The sequence below is a fragment of the Klebsiella sp. KTE92 genome, from assembly GCF_000398905.1.
Taxonomy (GTDB): domain Bacteria; phylum Pseudomonadota; class Gammaproteobacteria; order Enterobacterales; family Enterobacteriaceae; genus Klebsiella; species Klebsiella variicola.
Map to the genome: position 1 here is coordinate 1,056,335 of NZ_KB976100.1, position 16,900 is coordinate 1,073,234.

14 protein-coding genes are annotated in these 16,900 nt (G+C 54.3%); 8 read left to right on the plus strand and 6 right to left on the minus strand.

Translation table 11 applies throughout. The features are described 5' to 3' along the window. Positions 1–5: 5 nt before the first annotated feature. The 6 genes from A1WC_RS20085 to A1WC_RS20060 form a co-directional block, all read right to left on the minus strand. Complete coding sequence (locus A1WC_RS20085; RefSeq protein ID WP_002891634.1) at positions 6–335, minus strand: cytochrome o ubiquinol oxidase subunit IV; 330 nt, start codon at positions 333–335, stop codon at positions 6–8. Then, positions 335–946 (minus strand): cytochrome o ubiquinol oxidase subunit III, encoded by a 612-nt coding sequence (locus A1WC_RS20080; RefSeq protein ID WP_002891635.1) that lies wholly within the window; start codon positions 944–946, stop codon positions 335–337. Before A1WC_RS20080 ends, A1WC_RS20085 begins: the two co-directional genes overlap by 1 nt. After that, positions 936–2,927: a cytochrome o ubiquinol oxidase subunit I gene (gene cyoB, locus A1WC_RS20075; RefSeq protein ID WP_012542690.1), complete on the minus strand. Its 1,992-nt coding sequence runs from the start codon at positions 2,925–2,927 to the stop codon at positions 936–938. The genes A1WC_RS20080 and cyoB overlap by 11 nt, the downstream gene beginning before the upstream one ends. A 19-nt stretch (positions 2,928–2,946) precedes the next feature. Further along, positions 2,947–3,891: a cytochrome o ubiquinol oxidase subunit II gene (gene cyoA, locus A1WC_RS20070; protein ID WP_008805398.1), complete on the minus strand. Its 945-nt coding sequence runs from the start codon at positions 3,889–3,891 to the stop codon at positions 2,947–2,949. A gap of 479 nt (positions 3,892–4,370) precedes the next feature. Then, complete coding sequence (gene ampG / locus A1WC_RS20065; protein ID WP_016160377.1) at positions 4,371–5,846, minus strand: muropeptide MFS transporter AmpG; 1,476 nt, start codon at positions 5,844–5,846, stop codon at positions 4,371–4,373. Between the two features lie 43 nt (positions 5,847–5,889). Next, positions 5,890–6,468 (minus strand): lipoprotein, encoded by a 579-nt coding sequence (locus tag A1WC_RS20060; protein WP_004204800.1) that lies wholly within the window; start codon positions 6,466–6,468, stop codon positions 5,890–5,892. Between the two features lie 302 nt (positions 6,469–6,770). Between A1WC_RS20060 and bolA the strand changes: the two genes are divergently transcribed. The 8 genes from bolA (at position 6,771) to A1WC_RS20025 (ending at position 16,816) form a co-directional block, all read left to right on the plus strand. Next, entirely contained in the window at positions 6,771–7,088 is a 318-nt protein-coding gene (gene bolA / locus A1WC_RS20055; RefSeq protein ID WP_002891649.1) for a transcriptional regulator BolA, read from the plus strand. Positions 7,089–7,433: 345 nt separating this feature from the next. Next, positions 7,434–8,732, plus strand: coding sequence for a trigger factor (gene tig, locus A1WC_RS20050; RefSeq protein WP_008805401.1), 1,299 nt, complete (start codon positions 7,434–7,436; stop codon positions 8,730–8,732). Between the two features lie 309 nt (positions 8,733–9,041). Further along, on the plus strand, positions 9,042–9,665 hold the full coding sequence (clpP, locus tag A1WC_RS20045; RefSeq protein ID WP_002891804.1) for an ATP-dependent Clp endopeptidase proteolytic subunit ClpP: 624 nt from the start codon (positions 9,042–9,044) through the stop codon (positions 9,663–9,665). 250 nt (positions 9,666–9,915) lie between these two features. After that, a complete protein-coding gene (gene clpX, locus A1WC_RS20040) occupies positions 9,916–11,190 on the plus strand; it encodes an ATP-dependent protease ATP-binding subunit ClpX (protein ID WP_008805402.1) in 1,275 nt (424 codons plus the stop codon). Positions 11,191–11,373: 183 nt separating this feature from the next. Beyond that, positions 11,374–13,728: an endopeptidase La gene (gene lon, locus A1WC_RS20035; RefSeq protein WP_004151336.1), complete on the plus strand. Its 2,355-nt coding sequence runs from the start codon at positions 11,374–11,376 to the stop codon at positions 13,726–13,728. Between the two features lie 209 nt (positions 13,729–13,937). Further along, complete coding sequence (gene hupB, locus A1WC_RS0124915) at positions 13,938–14,210, plus strand: nucleoid-associated protein HU-beta (protein ID WP_002444653.1); 273 nt, start codon at positions 13,938–13,940, stop codon at positions 14,208–14,210. A 214-nt stretch (positions 14,211–14,424) separates the two neighbouring features. Beyond that, the gene (ppiD, locus tag A1WC_RS20030) at positions 14,425–16,299 is read left to right on the plus strand and encodes a peptidylprolyl isomerase (RefSeq protein WP_016160378.1); all 1,875 of its coding nucleotides are present in this window, start codon (positions 14,425–14,427) and stop codon (positions 16,297–16,299) included. Positions 16,300–16,447: 148 nt separating this feature from the next. After that, on the plus strand, positions 16,448–16,816 hold the full coding sequence (locus A1WC_RS20025; protein WP_016160379.1) for a helix-hairpin-helix domain-containing protein: 369 nt from the start codon (positions 16,448–16,450) through the stop codon (positions 16,814–16,816). The last annotated feature ends 84 nt before the right edge of the window (positions 16,817–16,900 follow it).

Here is a 16,900-nt window from a genome sequence, read left to right on the forward strand (position 1 = left end):
CGCTCTTAGTGCATCATCATGTTGTAGTTCAGGTTCCACATAATCCAGATGGAGCCGACAACCACGATCGCAATGATGATTACGGTGAAGATAAATGCGGTCAGGTTCCAGCCTTCATCGGACTTGCTGTTCATATGCAGGAAGTACACGAGGTGTACCACGATCTGCACCACAGCGGTCACCAGAATGGTGCCAAGGATAACCGCATGCGAGGCGGAGCCACTCATCACCATGGCGAACGGAATGACCGTCAGGATGATGGACAGGATAAATCCTGTCATGTAGCTCTTCACGCTGCCGTGAGAAGCGCCGCTATGATCGGTAGAATGACTCATTACATCGCCCCCATCAGATAGACAACCGAGAACACGCAGATCCACACGACGTCCAGGAAGTGCCAGAACAGGCTCAGGCACAGGATACGCGTGCGGTTAGTGCTAGTCAGGCCACGACGTGAAACCTGGAACATCAGCACCGCCATCCAGATAAGGCCAGAGGTCACGTGCAGACCGTGGGTGCCGACCAGCGCGAAGAACGCCGACAGGAAACCGCTACGATCCGGACCGAAGCCTTCCATGATCAGGTGATGGAATTCATAGATTTCCATCCCGATAAAGCCAGCGCCAAACAACCAGGTCAACGCCAGCCAGGAAACCACCTGGCTCTTGTTGTTTTTGTACATGGCGATAGCCGCCATGCCGTAGGTGATGGAGCTGAACAGCAGCAGTGCGGTTTCAACCAGAACGAACGGCAGTTCGAAAATATCTTTGCCCGTCGGTCCGCCGGCTGTGCCGTTCACCAGAACGGCATAGGTAGCAAACAGCGTAGCGAAGATGATGCAGTCGCTCATCAGGTAGATCCAGAAACCGAATACCTTCATCGGTCCTGTATCATGGTGCCCGTGTTCATGCGCGTGGGCAGTATGCGCAAGAGTATCAGTTGCCATTTTTCAGCCCTGCTTTGTTAATCTCATCGAAATGCTGTTTTTCCAGTTTTTCGACTTCTGCAACCGGTACGTAGTAATCCACGTCCTCGTCAAAGCTCTTAATAATCCAGGTCGCTACGATGCCGATGAAGCTGGCAATCGCCATCCACCAGATATGCCAGATCATGGCGAAACCAAATACCGTAGCGAAGGCGGCAATGACGATGCCGGCGCCGCTGTTTTTCGGCATATGAATTTCTTCATAGTGAGCAGGCTGTTTGTACGCTTCACCTTTCTCTTTCATTTCCCAGAAGGCATCACGCTCGTGAACCTGAGGAACGATAGCGAAGTTATAGAACGGCGGTGGAGAAGAGGTTGCCCACTCCAGCGTACGACCACCCCATGGGTCACCGGTCAGGTCACGGTTCTGATCGCGGTCGCGAATAGACACGTAGAACTGAATCAGCTGGCACAGGATACCGCAGGCGATCAGCGCTGCACCGCAAGCTGCAACAACCAGCATCGGGTGGAACTGCGGATCGATCTGCTGGCTCAGACGACGGGTCATACCCATGAAGCCCAGCACGTACAGCGGCATAAACGCCACGAAGAAGCCGATGATCCAGAACCAGAAAGCGCGTTTGCCCCAGGTTTCGTTCAGGGTGAAGCCAAAGGCTTTCGGCCACCAGTAGGTCAGACCTGCGAAGCAACCGAATACTACGCCGCCGATGATAACGTTATGGAAGTGCGCGATCAGGAACAGGCTGTTATGCAGAACGAAGTCCGCGCCCGGTACCGCCAGCAGCACGCCAGTCATCCCACCGACGGAGAAGGTCACGATAAAGCCGATAGTCCACATCATCGCTGAGTTGAAGACGATGCGACCCTGATACATGGTGAACAGCCAGTTGAAGATCTTAACCCCGGTCGGGATCGCGATAATCATGGTAGTAATACCGAAGAAGGCGTTTACGTTCGCGCCAGCACCCATGGTGAAGAAGTGGTGCAGCCAAACGATGAACGACAGAACGGTAATACAGACGGTTGCCCACACCAGAGAGGTGTAACCGAACAGACGCTTACGCGAGAAGGTCGCGGCGATTTCGGAGAAGACCCCGAACACCGGCAGAACCAGGATGTACACTTCCGGGTGACCCCAGGCCCAAATCAGGTTGATGTACATCATCATGTTGCCACCCATATCGTTGGTAAAGAAATGGGTGCCCAGGTAACGATCCAGGGTCAGCAGCGCGATGGTGACGGTCAGAATTGGGAAAGAGGCGATAATCAGGATGTTAGCGCACAGAGATGCCCAGGAGAATACCGGCATCTTGAACATGGTCATGCCCGGGGCGCGCATCTTGATAATGGTCACGAAGAAGTTAATACCGGTCAGGGTAGTACCGATACCGGAGAGCTGCAGCGCCCAAATCCAGTAATCGACCCCTACGCCAGGACTGTATTCAATTCCCGACAGCGGCGGATAGGCCAGCCAACCGGTCTGCGCGAACTCACCGACGCCCAGAGACAGGTTAACCAGAATCACGCCCACAACGGTGAACCAGAAGCTCAGGTTGTTGAGGAACGGGAAGGCCACGTCGCGCGCGCCGAGCTGAAGCGGAACCACCAGGTTCATCAGACCGATAACGAACGGCATCGCCACGAAGAAGATCATGATAACGCCGTGGGCGGTAAAGATCTGATCGTAGTGATGAGGCGGCAGGAAGCCTGCTTCCCCGGCCGAGGCCAGCACCTGCTGGCTACGCATCATAACGGCATCAGCAAAGCCACGCAGCAGCATGACGATTGCCACGATAACGTACATGATACCGAGACGTTTGTGGTCGACAGAAGTCAGCCACTCGTTCCACAGGTAGGACCACTTACCGAAGTAAGTGATGGCAGCCAGAAGCGCCAGTCCCCCAATGATAATCGCAGCCACCGTAACCACGATAATGGGTTCGTGGTAGGGCACTGCATCCAGTGTAAGTTTTCCGAACATCGTTTTCTTCCTCGGCCCCTTAGTGAGCGGTTTCCGCGTGGCTCATGTCCATGCCTTCCATCCCGTCGTGAGCAGCGTGCTCGCCTTCAGGTTTGGACATGTTCATGCTCTCGTGAGACATGAATTTGTTCACAACATCTTTGAACAGATCCGGCTTCACGTTAGAGAAGTATTCCACTTTGTTGTATTCGCTAGGCACAGCCACTTTATCGAACGCGGCCATGGAGTCCATGGAGTTCGGCGACTGTTTGGCTTTTTCAACCCACTGATCGAAGGTTGCACGATCCGGAGTAGCAATCGCTTTGAACTTCATACCTGAGAAGCCCGGGCCACTGTAGCTAGCGGAGATACCGTCATAAGTACCAGCTTCGTCAGCAATGAGGTGCAGTTGAGTCTGCATCCCGGCCATTGCGTAAATCTGGCTACCTAAGCGCGGAATGAAGAACGAGTTCATCACCGAGTTAGAGGTCACTTTGAAGTGTACCGGTACGTTCGCCGGGAAGGCGATTTCGTTAACGGTAGCAATACCCTGTTCCGGATAGATAAAGAACCATTTCCAGTCCATCGAAACGACTTCGATGGTGATTGGTTTCTCGTCGTGGGCAAGCGGTTTGCTTGGCTCCAGTGCGTGAGTGGTTTTCCAGGTCAGAACGGCCAGGAACAGGATGATCAGAATAGGTACCGTCCAGACCACAGCTTCCACTTTGTTGGAGTGTGACCAGTTCGGGCTATACTTCGCATCTTTATTGCTCGCGCGATACTTCCAGGCAAATCCTACTGCCATCAAGACGGCGGGAATAACGACAATCATCATCAGGCCGAAGGCCGTCAGAATCAAAGAGCGTTGCTCCAGTCCAATCTGTCCTTTTGGGTCAAGGAGTGCAGAATCACAACCACTGAGTAATACAGTACTTGCGATTAATGACATCCATCCCAAACTTTTATTGTATTTCCTGAGTCTCATTGAACGACCTCAATTCCACGGGATCTGGTGGCGTTTAAAGTGTACGGGCATTTTACGGTAAGGTTGCATTACTGTAAACATGATTGGATCTCTGTCAGTTCTGTGTTAGCGGCTTCTGCTTGGTTTGTCACATATGTTACGTAGTGTTACGTAATCGCTTGCAAAGCCTGATTTTCGTGGGATTGATAACGAAAGGGATAAGAAAAGGAGTACTTAGCGGCGAATGGGCATAACCACCCAAAAATTAGAACAATTGTTTAACATTTAATTATCAAATAAAAGACATTGTGAAAACCTAAAATAAAATCGCCGTAGCTGAATCGGTTAAATTATTTAAAGAATCGAATGAAAACTGTCAATAATTTCCAGAAATCAAAAACGCACAAAACAACAAATAGCGCGGCGGGCAATATAAAAGCGTTAATAAGCCGTTATAATTACGTTTCGTAATTACAACGGCTAATAATGATGCAGCTTCCTTAAATCAGGCGAGTTTTACGCAGCGCCAGGTAGTCGAGCAGACCGCCGAACAAAATACCGCCCACCGCAGTCAGCGCCGCAACCTCCAGCAGACCGGACAGGAAAGAGAAGGCGGTGTAATCCAGGGCGTTCATGATCAGCAGTACCAGCCATACCGCCAGCAGCAGGCAGCCCAGCGCCAGGATCCTTAACGCCAGCGCATAGGCTTGCGGGTATTCGCTTCGCGGCATAAAGCTTGCTGTGCGTTGGGTATGCTCAAGCGTTTGCCGGCACAGTAGCAGCAGCGCGATCCCCGGTACCGCCGCAACGACCGAGAAGAGATAGAACGTCGACCAGCCGTGGGCCTCGACAAACCAGCCGGCGATCGGCCCAACGTACACGCGGCCGACCGCGGACAGCGCAGAGAGCAGCGCGAACTGGGTAGCGGAGAATGATTTATTGCACAGCGTCATCAGCAGCGCGACAAACGCCGCCGTCCCCATTCCCCCGCACAGGTTTTCAAAGAACACGGCGGTTGCCATGGAATAGAGGTGCTTATCGGTAATCGACAGCAGCCAGTAGCCAGCGTTGGAGACCCCCTGCAGCACACCGAAGATCAGCAGCGCCCGAAACAGCGTCAGCCGCTGCATCAGGACCCCGCCATACAGGGCGCCGAGAATGGTGGCAAACAGGCCTAAAGTTTTGTTCACCATCCCCACTTCGCCGGCGTCAAAACCGACGCCGCGGATGAGGAAGGTGGTGGTCAGGCTCATGGCAAACGCATCGCCCAGCTTATAAAGGACGATGAGCAGCAGAATCAGCCAGGCGTTATTGCGACCGAAAAAATCGCGCAGCGGTTCGGCGACCGCCTGCTCCAGCGATCTGGGAACCGGGATAACGTCGCTCGGCTCGGGCGCCAGCAGTGTGGCGATGATGCACGGCACCAGCAGCGCCGCCATCAGCCAGTACATCCCCTGCCAGCCGAGATAGCGGTCGGCAAGCCACAGTGCCAGCCCCCCGGATACCAGCATCCCGAGGCGATAACCCAGCACGCTGATCGCGGCGCCAGCGCCGCGCTCTTCCGCTGGCAGAACGTCGGTTTTCCAGGCGTCGAACACAATATCCTGTGACGCCGAGCAGAAGGCGATCACCACCGCCAGCGCCGCCATCCAGCGGAGCTGGGAGACAGGCTCAAGAAAGCCCATCGCCACGATAGCCAGCAGGAGCAGGACCTGGGTAGTCAGCAGCCAACCGCGACGACGCCCAAGAAACGGCGGCGTATAGCGGTCCATTAGCGGGGACCAGAGAAATTTAAAGACATAGGCCTGGCCGACGAGTGAGAAAAAACCGATCGTTTTCAGATCGATATTTTCCACTGTCATCCAGGCCTGCAGGGTACCGGAGGTGAGAGCCAGCGGCAGGCCTGAGGCGAAACCAAGGATCAGCAAAATCGCTGATTTCGGCTGTTGAAAAATGCGTAAGTAGTGACTGGACATAGCATAAAGCACGAACCCGGCCGCGGCCGGGTTCGTGGTGGCATTAACGCGCGTTTTGCTTGATGAAATCGTGGATGCTGGTGTCCTGCGCCATATCGGCGATGGTATCGGTCAGGACGCTGTTGACGGCATCAGCGATGTTCTTGTTCGAGGCCTGGAAGGCGCCTTCAACGGAATAGCTGGCGCGGTAGTTTTTGGTCATCTTCGTGCCGTTTGCCGCGGTGGCGATGATGGCGATATCGGCTTTCGTGGCGATGTTGTAGCGCACGTTGCCCTGGGAGACGTCAGCGTAGAGTTTATTGACAATAATCTGCAGATCGACCGCACCGTTCGGGCCAATCATGTAGCCGCGAGCGGTCATCTGTTTCTCCAGCACTTCCTGCAGCAGGAAGCGCAGATCGCGCGAGGCGGTGAGGGTGACCTGCTGATTGTCGCGCGTGACTTTCGCCAGCGCCTGGTCCGGACGCTGATCGGCGCCGTTGATGCTGACGGTCACGCCCATCAGGCTCGGATCCTGCTGCGGCAGCGTGATTTTCGGCGATACTTCAATGGTGGTCGGCGGCGTGGCGCATCCTGCCAGCATAAACATGGCGACCAACGGGAAAAGGATCTTCTTAAGCATGTTCAGGTCTCAACGCATGGTGTTGTTATAAGGAAAATTACCGCCATCATAGCATTGCCAACGGCAAGGGGAAGTGGCAACGCGTGTAAATCCATCGCCCTGGCGGTTTTCTGAGCGTCCCGCCACGGTTAATCGCTCTTTCCCCGGCGGATCTGGCGACCAGAGCCAGTAAACGTGATACTTTTGAATGAAAATATCAGAACAATGCTAATTTTTTGTTGTTTTCTCCTAATGGAAGCGGTAAAAGCGGCTAACATTTAAATGGAGTGGCGGCATCTCAGCGTTGTCGGAGGAGAAAATTCATGATGATACGTGAACAGATCGAAGCAAAACTTAGAGCAGCGTTCGACCCGATGTATCTCGAAGTCGTGGATGAAAGTTATCGTCACAACGTCCCAGCGGGCTCTGAAAGTCATTTTAAAGTGGTGTTAGTGAGCGATCGCTTCACTGGCGAGCGTTTCCTCAATCGCCACCGTATGATCTACGGCACGCTAACCGAGGAGCTGTCGAATACGGTGCATGCCCTGGCGCTGCACACCTACACGATAAAAGAGTGGGAAGCATTACAGGATACGGTTTTCGCCTCGCCGCCTTGCCGCGGTGCGGGGAGTATCGCCTAGAAATCCCATTTGCAACCGCTGGCGCTTTTCCAGTATGTTGCTTGCAGATTTAGCAAAAACGGCCTACGGGCCGTTTTGTTTTGCCTGGAAAATGCGCAAAGTGAGCGCTTTTGCGGACAAATTTGAGCGGGAAATGTGAAAAATGCCGCAGCAGTGGGCGACAACCGTTCTCGACTCACAAAAGTGATGCCGCTATAATGCCGCGTCTTATATATGAATGTCTTCGGGATGATTCTGACGACAGGGAATGTGTTTCTGATTTGAAGAGGGCATCCCGGTTCTGCGAAGCCACCTACACGCGCTTCCAGAGTTGACCGAGCACTGTGATTTTTTTGAGGTAACAAGATGCAAGTTTCAGTTGAAACCACTCAGGGCCTTGGGCGCCGTGTAACGATTACTATCGCCGCTGACAGCATCGAGAATGCTGTCAAAAGCGAGCTGGTCAACGTAGCGAAAAAAGTTCGCATTGACGGCTTCCGTAAAGGCAAAGTGCCGATGAATGTTGTTGCTCAGCGTTATGGCGCATCCGTTCGCCAGGACGTGCTGGGCGACCTGATGAGCCGTCATTTCGTTGACGCGATCATCAAAGAGAAAATCAATCCGGCCGGTGCGCCGAACTACGTTCCGGGCGAATACAAACTGGGCGAAGACTTCACCTACGCGGTAGAGTTCGAAGTGTATCCGGAAGTTGAACTGCAGGGTCTGGACGCGATCGAAGTTGAAAAACCGGTTGTTGAAGTGACCGACGCTGACGTTGACACCATGCTGGAAACCCTGCGCAAACAGCAGGCGACCTGGAAAGACAAAGACGGCGCCGTTGACGCTGAAGATCGCGTCACTATCGACTTCACCGGTTCCGTAGACGGCGAAGAGTTCGAAGGCGGCAAAGCCTCTGACTTCGTACTGGCGATGGGCCAGGGTCGCATGATCCCGGGCTTCGAAGATGGTATCAAAGGCCACAAAGCGGGCGAAGAGTTCACCATCGACGTGACCTTCCCGGAAGAATACCACGCAGAAAACCTGAAAGGTAAAGCGGCTAAGTTCGTTATCAACCTGAAAAAAGTTGAAGAGCGTGAACTGCCGGAGCTGACTGAAGAATTCATCAAACGTTTCGGCGTGGAAGATGGTTCCGTCGCTGGCCTGCGCGCTGAAGTGCGTAAAAACATGGAGCGCGAGCTGAAAGGCGCTGTGCGTAACCGCGTGAAGTCTCAGGCTATCGAAGGTCTGGTTAAAGCCAACGAGATCGACGTTCCGGCTGCCCTGATTGACAGCGAAATCGACGTGCTGCGTCGTCAGGCTGCTCAGCGTTTCGGTGGCAACGAGAAACAGGCTCTGGAACTGCCGCGTGAGCTGTTCGAAGAGCAGGCTAAACGCCGCGTTGTTGTCGGTCTGCTGCTGGGCGAAGTGATTCGCACCAATGAGCTGAAAGCTGACGAAGAGCGCGTGAAAGGCCTGATCGAAGAGATGGCTTCTGCGTACGAAGATCCGTCAGAAGTGGTTGAGTTCTACAGCAAGAACAAAGAGCTGATGGACAACATGCGCAACGTGGCGCTGGAAGAGCAGGCTGTTGAAGCTGTGCTGGCGAAAGCCAAAGTGTCTGAAAAAGCCACTTCCTTCAACGAACTGATGAACCAGCAGGCGTAATTTCGCCGCGATTGTTTAAGGTTCGAGCAAAAACCCGTTGCCGAAAGGCGGCGGGTTTTTTTTTAAGATAATGATAGCCTCAGGCACGGTGCTAAAACGCATTTACCATGATAGCGTTACAGCAAAAGCTTGTTATGCTTGAAATATGGCAACACCATCCCCATTACCGGGGGAGGCAACTGCATCCGCTATCGCACGCGTGTTGAAGAGGCGGTGACGCGTTCAGCGGATAGAAACTGTGGCTGATAATCCGTCCGTAAGGTTACAATCAGTGCAGCAGGTATTTTAAAATTACTCCAGGAGACGGAAATGTCATACAGTGGCGAACGAGACAACTTTGCACCCCATATGGCCCTGGTGCCGATGGTCATTGAACAGACCTCACGCGGTGAACGTTCTTTTGATATCTACTCCCGTCTGCTTAAGGAACGCGTCATTTTTCTGACCGGCCAGGTCGAAGACCACATGGCAAACCTGATCGTGGCGCAGATGCTGTTTCTGGAAGCGGAAAACCCGGAAAAAGACATTTACCTGTACATTAACTCTCCGGGCGGGGTGATCACCGCCGGGATGTCGATTTATGACACCATGCAGTTCATCAAGCCGGATGTCAGCACCATTTGTATGGGGCAGGCCGCTTCTATGGGCGCGTTTCTGCTGACCGCCGGGGCGAAAGGCAAGCGCTTCTGCCTGCCGAACTCCCGCGTGATGATCCACCAGCCGCTGGGCGGCTATCAGGGACAGGCGACGGATATTGAGATCCACGCCCGTGAAATCCTGAAGGTGAAAGGACGCATGAATGAGCTGATGGCGCATCATACCGGCCAGTCTCTTGAGCAGATTGAGCGTGACACCGAGCGTGACCGCTTCCTCTCCGCTGCGGAAGCCGTGGAGTACGGGCTGGTCGACTCTATTTTGACCCATCGTAATTGATGCCCGAGGCGCAAGGGTGCCGCTTTACGCTTCATCCTTCTCGCCGCGATTTTTCGGGTGGTTGGCATTTTTTCGGACGCTTGCCGGGCAGGCTTGCGGCCGGAGGCTTTGCCACCGCCTCGATGTAGCGCGAAGGATTTTGTGTATATACTAATGAAGGGCGGCACAACGCTATATGGCGGCTTGCGCCTGAGAATGGCATTTGCGTCGTCGTGTGCGGCACAAAGAACTTAAAAAGAGGTTTGGACTCATGACAGATAAACGCAAAGATGGATCGGGCAAATTGTTGTATTGCTCTTTTTGCGGCAAAAGCCAGCATGAAGTGCGTAAGCTGATCGCCGGGCCATCCGTGTATATCTGCGACGAATGCGTTGATTTATGTAACGACATCATTCGCGAAGAGATTAAAGAAGTTGCGCCGCACCGCGAGCGCAGCGCATTGCCGACGCCGCACGAGATTCGCCACCACCTTGATGACTATGTCATCGGTCAGGAACAGGCGAAGAAAGTGTTGGCGGTCGCGGTATACAACCACTACAAACGTCTGCGCAATGGCGATACCAGCAATGGCGTAGAGCTGGGTAAAAGTAACATTCTGCTGATCGGGCCGACCGGTTCCGGTAAAACGCTGTTGGCGGAAACGCTGGCGCGCCTGCTGGATGTGCCGTTTACCATGGCAGACGCCACCACCCTGACCGAAGCGGGTTATGTGGGTGAGGACGTCGAAAATATCATTCAGAAACTGCTGCAGAAGTGCGACTACGACGTGCAGAAAGCGCAGCGCGGCATCGTTTATATCGACGAAATCGACAAAATTTCGCGTAAATCCGATAACCCGTCGATTACCCGCGACGTCTCCGGCGAAGGCGTACAGCAGGCGTTGCTGAAGCTTATCGAAGGCACCGTCGCCGCCGTTCCACCGCAGGGCGGGCGTAAACATCCGCAGCAAGAGTTCCTGCAGGTTGATACCTCCAAGATCCTGTTTATCTGCGGCGGCGCGTTCGCCGGCCTGGACAAAGTGATTTCCCACCGTGTTGAAACCGGCTCCGGCATTGGTTTTGGCGCGACGGTAAAAGCGAAGTCCGACAAAGCGAGCGAGGGCGAGCTGCTGGCCCAGGTCGAGCCGGAAGATCTGATCAAGTTTGGTCTGATCCCGGAATTCATTGGCCGTCTGCCGGTGGTGGCGACCCTGAATGAGCTGAGCGAAGAAGCCCTGATCCAGATCCTGAAAGAGCCGAAAAATGCCCTGACCAAGCAGTATCAGGCGCTGTTTAGCCTTGAGGGCGCAGAGCTTGAATTCCGCGACGAAGCGCTGGACGCCATCGCCAAGAAAGCGATGGCGCGTAAAACCGGCGCCCGCGGTCTGCGCTCGATTGTGGAAGCGGCGCTGCTGGATACCATGTATGACCTGCCTTCGATGGATGATGTCGAGAAAGTGGTCATTGATGAGTCGGTTATCGAAGGTCAGAGCAAACCGCTGCTGATCTACGGCAAACCGGAAGCCCAACAGGCATCTGGTGAATAATTAACCATTTCACTCAAGCAGTTAACAAAAAGGGGGGATTTTATCTCCCCTTTTATTTTTCCTGCATTCCCGCCGTTGAATGTGTGGAATACATCCCCATATACTGGATTACATATTAACGACGATGCAGTGGAGTATGGCGTCGTCGGCTACCTGGCGGACTTTAAACTAAGAGAGAGCTCTATGAATCCTGAGCGTTCTGAACGCATTGAAATCCCCGTATTGCCATTGCGCGATGTGGTGGTTTATCCGCACATGGTCATACCCCTGTTCGTAGGGCGGGAAAAATCTATTCGTTGCCTCGAAGCGGCCATGGACCATGATAAAAAAATCATGCTGGTTGCGCAGAAAGAAGCGTCGACGGATGAGCCGGGTGTAAACGATCTTTTCACCGTTGGAACCGTGGCGTCTATTTTGCAGATGCTGAAGCTGCCGGACGGCACCGTGAAGGTGCTGGTCGAAGGGCTGCAGCGTGCACGTATTTCTGCGCTGTCTGATAATGGCGAACATTTCTCGGCGAAAGCGGAGTATCTCGACTCGCCGGCGATTGACGAACGCGAGCAGGAAGTGCTGGTTCGCACCGCTATCAGCCAGTTTGAAGGCTATATCAAGCTGAACAAAAAGATCCCACCGGAAGTGCTGACGTCGCTGAACAGCATCGACGATCCGGCACGCCTGGCGGATACCATCGCGGCGCACATGCCGCTGAAGCTGGCTGACAAGCAGTCTGTGCTTGAGATGTCCGACGTCAACGAACGTCTGGAATATCTGATGGCGATGATGGAATCGGAAATCGATCTGCTGCAGGTTGAGAAGCGTATTCGCAACCGCGTCAAAAAGCAGATGGAGAAATCCCAGCGCGAGTACTATCTGAACGAGCAAATGAAAGCGATTCAGAAAGAACTCGGCGAGATGGACGACGCCCCGGACGAAAACGAAGCGCTGAAGCGTAAGATCGACGCGGCGAAAATGCCAAAAGAGGCGAAAGAAAAAACCGAAGCGGAACTGCAGAAGCTGAAGATGATGTCGCCGATGTCTGCGGAAGCGACCGTCGTGCGTGGCTACATCGACTGGATGGTGCAGGTGCCGTGGAACGCGCGCAGTAAGGTCAAAAAAGACCTGCGTCAGGCCCAGGAGATCCTCGATACCGATCACTATGGCCTGGAGCGCGTGAAGGATCGCATCCTTGAATATCTCGCGGTGCAGAGCCGGGTGAACAAAATCAAGGGGCCAATCCTCTGTCTGGTGGGACCGCCGGGGGTAGGTAAAACCTCGTTAGGTCAATCCATCGCCAAAGCGACCGGACGTAAATACGTACGTATGGCGTTAGGTGGCGTGCGCGATGAAGCGGAAATTCGCGGTCATCGTCGGACCTATATTGGCTCGATGCCGGGCAAACTGATCCAGAAAATGGCGAAAGTGGGGGTGAAAAACCCGCTGTTCCTGCTGGATGAGATCGACAAAATGTCTTCCGACATGCGCGGCGACCCGGCTTCTGCGTTGCTTGAGGTGCTGGATCCGGAACAGAACGTGGCCTTTAACGACCACTATCTGGAAGTGGATTACGATCTCAGCGATGTGATGTTCGTGGCGACGTCTAACTCCATGAACATTCCGGCGCCGCTGCTGGACCGTATGGAAGTGATTCGCCTCTCCGGTTACACCGAAGATGAAAAGCTTAACATCGCCAAGCGTCACCTGCTGCCGAAGCAGATCGAACGTAACGCGCTGAAGAAAGGCGAGCTGACCGTCGACGATAGCGCCATTATCGGCATTATTCGTTACTACACGCGTGAAGCGGGGGTTCGTAGCCTGGAGCGTGAAATCTCCAAGCTGTGCCGTAAAGCCGTTAAACAGCTGCTGCTGGATAAGTCGCTGAAACACATCGAGATTAACGGTGAGAATCTGCATGATTATCTCGGCGTACAGCGCTTTGACTATGGCCGTGCCGATAGCGAGAACCGCGTCGGTCAGGTGACCGGTCTGGCGTGGACGGAGGTGGGGGGCGATCTGCTGACCATCGAAACCGCCTGCGTACCAGGCAAAGGCAAGCTGACCTACACCGGTTCGCTGGGTGAGGTCATGCAGGAATCGATTCAGGCTGCGCTGACCGTGGTGCGTTCGCGGGCGGACAAACTGGGCATTAACGCCGACTTCTACGAGAAGCGTGATATTCACGTCCACGTTCCGGAAGGGGCGACGCCGAAGGATGGTCCTAGCGCGGGTATCGCCATGTGCACGGCGCTGGTCTCCTGCCTGACCGGTAACCCGGTACGCGCTGATGTGGCGATGACCGGTGAAATCACTCTGCGTGGTCAGGTGCTGCCGATCGGCGGTCTGAAGGAAAAACTGCTGGCGGCGCATCGCGGCGGCATTAAGACTGTTCTGATTCCTGATGAGAACAAACGCGACCTTGAAGAAATTCCAGATAACGTTATCGCCGATTTGGATATCCATCCGGTGAAACGAATCGAGGAAGTTCTGACACTTGCGCTGCAGAACGAACCGTTCGGCATGCAGGTTGTGACCGCGAAATAGTGATTCTGCGCAAATTGCGCTAATAAAAATAGGGCTGGTAAGTCATTTCGGACTTGCCAGCCTTTTTTTGTGTAGCTAACTTAGATCGCTGGCAGGGGGGTCATCGACAACTGCTGTTGTAAGGGCATGACAGTCCTGATATAACTGCTGCGCGGTCGCACTATGAAGGACTCAGGTGCGATATAAATTATAAAGAGAGGAAGAGAACAGTGAATAAATCTCAACTGATTGACAAAATTGCTGCGGGTGCGGACATTTCTAAAGCTGCAGCTGGACGTGCGTTAGATGCTTTAATCGCTTCTGTTACTGAATCTCTGCAGGCTGGGGATGACGTTGCGCTGGTAGGTTTTGGTACCTTTGCTGTTAAAGAACGTGCCGCCCGTACTGGTCGCAACCCACAAACAGGTAAAGAAATTACTATCGCTGCCGCAAAAGTGCCGGGCTTCCGTGCTGGTAAAGCGCTGAAAGACGCGGTGAACTGATCGGCTTTCCCGTCAGGGAATGTGACGAAGTACAAGGGCGCATCGTGAGATGTGCCTTTTTTATTGCCTTTTCAGACCACTTTATGTGTGTTTATCGCCACTTGTGGGCTGACAATCACCCTGTTTTCTTGTCAAAATACGTCCTCACGCGCGGCGGCCATCACGTGCTATGCTGCGCGAGCTAAAGTCATCTACAGCGGAGCGTTGTTACACCATGATGGACAACCTACGCACGGCCGCCAACAGCGTCGTGCTCAAGATTATTTTCGGTATCATTATCGTCTCGTTCATTTTGACCGGGGTGAGTGGTTACCTGATTGGCGGTGGCAAAAACTATGCCGCAAAAGTGAATGGCCAGGAGATTGGCCGTGGGCAGTTTGAAAATGCCGTCGCCAGCGAACGTAACCGTATGCAGCAGCAGCTTGGCGAGCAGTTCTCCGAGCTGGCGGCGAACGAAAACTACATGAAAACCATGCGCCAGCAGGTGCTGAACCGCCTGATCGATGAATCGCTTCTGGATCAGTATGCCCGCGAGCTGGGCCTCAGCATCAGCGATGAGCAGGTGAAGCAGGCGATCTTCCAGACCCAGGCTTTCCAGACGAACGGTAAGTTCGACAACCAGCGTTTCAGTGGTATTGTCGCCCAGATGGGGATGACCACCGATCAGTACGCTCAGGCGCTGCGTAACCAGCTGACCACACAGCAACTGATTAACGCCATTGCGGGTACCGACTTCATGCTGCCGGGTGAGTCCGATCAGCTGGCGGCGCTGGTGTCTCAGCAGCGTGTCGTCCGCGAAGCGACCATCAACGTGAATGCCCTGGCGGCAAAACAGACGGCCAGCGATGAGGAAATCAACGCTTTCTGGCAGCAGAATCAGGCCCGTTTTATGGCGCCGGAGCAGTTCCGCGTCAGCTATATCAAAATGGATGCCGCCAGCATGCAGGAGAGCGCCTCTGACGAAGAGATTCAGTCATGGTACGACCAGCATAAGGATCAGTTCACTCAGCCGCAGCGCAACCGCTACAGCGTGATTCAGACCAAAACGGAAGCCGATGCGAAAGCGGTGCTGGCCGAGCTGCAAAAAGGGGCAGATTTCGCCACGCTGGCGAAAGAAAAATCGACCGATATTATCTCTGCCCGCAACGGCGGCGATATGGGGTGGATGGAAGAGGCCTCTACGGTGCCAGAGCTGAAAGATGCCGGGCTGAAAGAGAAAGGCCAGCTGTCTGGCGTGATCAAATCCTCGGTTGGCTTCCTGGTGGCCCGTCTGGACGACGTCCAGCCGGCGCAGGTGAAGCCGCTGGCTGACGTGCGTAATGACATTGCGGCGAAAGTGAAGCAGGAAAAAGCGCTGGATGCTTACTACGCGCTGCAGCAGAAGGTGAGCGATGCGGCCAGCAACGATAATGAGTCGTTGGCGGGCGCGGCGCAGGTCGCCGGACTGAAGGTGGTGGAAACCGGCTGGTTTGGCCGCGATAACCTGCCGGAAGAGCTGAACTTTAAACCGGTCGCTGACGCTATCTTCAACGGCGGTCTGGTGGGTGAGAACGGCGCGCCGGGCAGCAACTCCGACATCATTACCGTTGACGGCGATCGCGCATTTGTTCTGCGCATCAGCGAGCACAAAGCCGAGGCGGTGAAGCCGCTGGCTGAAGTGAAGGCGCAGGTTAGCGATATCGTTAAGCACAATAAAGCGGAACAGCAGGCGAAACTGGACGCCGACAAGCTGCTGGCGGCGCTGAAAGACGGCAAAGGCGATGAAGCGATGAAGGCGGCTGGCCTGAGCTTTGGCGCGCCGCAGACGCTTTCCCGTACCGGCCAGGATCCGCTGAGCCAGCTGGCATTCACTCTGCCGCTGCCGCAGCAGGGCAAACCGGTCTACGGCGTTGGCAGCAATATGCAAGGCGATGTGGTGCTGGTGGCGCTGGATGAAGTGAAAGCAGGCAACATGCCGGAAGAGCAGAAGAAGGCCATGGTTCAGGGGATTACCCAGAACAATGCCCAAATCGCTTTCGAAGCGCTGATGAGCAACCTGCGCAAGGCGGCGAAAATTAAGCTGGGTGACAGCATCGACCAGCAGCAGTAATTTCGCGTCGTCTCGCAAAAATGAGCAACATGATGTAATCCTCAAGGGCCGCTTTCGCGGCCCTTTCCATTTCTGTGATTTACCTTTTGTCGGCCATCCGCACTGACGCTATCGTAACCTTGCTGTCTACACACAAGGAGATATCAGCATGAAATATGGAATAAAAACACTGATGGCCGCGGGCGTTCTGGTTTTCGCGGTAGGGGTACAGGGGGCGCAGGCGGCACCCGCCAGCGGTAAAGCGGTAGTGAATAAAGAAAATGTGCAGGCGACCGCTTCGGCGAAGGCGGAAGCGGTGCCCGGCGACACCGACAACGGGGCGACAAAAGTCAGCATTAACCACGCCAGCGCCGAACAGCTGGCGCAGGCGTTGAATGGCGTAGGGTTGAAAAAAGCCCAGGCCATTGTCAGCTACCGCGAAGAGTACGGGCCGTTCAAAACCCTCGATGATCTGAAGCAGGTCCCGGGAATGGGGAGCGCGTTGGTGGAGCGCAATTTAGCCCATCTGACGCTGTAAATTTTATGCCAGACCTTGCACAGCGGTGATTTTTTGCCAGGATAAAGAGGTTGCATCAAGTGGTATGACCTCTTACCTCATAAA

Bases quoted from the DNA above. Each gene is read 5' to 3' on its own strand.
- A1WC_RS20085 (WP_002891634.1), bottom strand. From the start codon at position 335: ATGAGTCATTCTACCGATCATAGCGGCGCTTCTCACGGCAGCGTGAAG.
- A1WC_RS20080 (WP_002891635.1), bottom strand. From the start codon at position 946: ATGGCAACTGATACTCTTGCGCATACTGCCCACGCGCATGAACACGGG.
- cyoB (WP_012542690.1), bottom strand. From the start codon at position 2,927: ATGTTCGGAAAACTTACACTGGATGCAGTGCCCTACCACGAACCCATT.
- cyoA (WP_008805398.1), bottom strand. From the start codon at position 3,891: ATGAGACTCAGGAAATACAATAAAAGTTTGGGATGGATGTCATTAATC.
- ampG (WP_016160377.1), bottom strand. From the start codon at position 5,846: ATGTCCAGTCACTACTTACGCATTTTTCAACAGCCGAAATCAGCGATT.
- A1WC_RS20060 (WP_004204800.1), bottom strand. From the start codon at position 6,468: ATGCTTAAGAAGATCCTTTTCCCGTTGGTCGCCATGTTTATGCTGGCA.
- bolA (WP_002891649.1), top strand. From the start codon at position 6,771: ATGATGATACGTGAACAGATCGAAGCAAAACTTAGAGCAGCGTTCGAC.
- tig (WP_008805401.1), top strand. From the start codon at position 7,434: ATGCAAGTTTCAGTTGAAACCACTCAGGGCCTTGGGCGCCGTGTAACG.
- clpP (WP_002891804.1), top strand. From the start codon at position 9,042: ATGTCATACAGTGGCGAACGAGACAACTTTGCACCCCATATGGCCCTG.
- clpX (WP_008805402.1), top strand. From the start codon at position 9,916: ATGACAGATAAACGCAAAGATGGATCGGGCAAATTGTTGTATTGCTCT.
- lon (WP_004151336.1), top strand. From the start codon at position 11,374: ATGAATCCTGAGCGTTCTGAACGCATTGAAATCCCCGTATTGCCATTG.
- ppiD (WP_016160378.1), top strand. From the start codon at position 14,425: ATGATGGACAACCTACGCACGGCCGCCAACAGCGTCGTGCTCAAGATT.
- A1WC_RS20025 (WP_016160379.1), top strand. From the start codon at position 16,448: ATGAAATATGGAATAAAAACACTGATGGCCGCGGGCGTTCTGGTTTTC.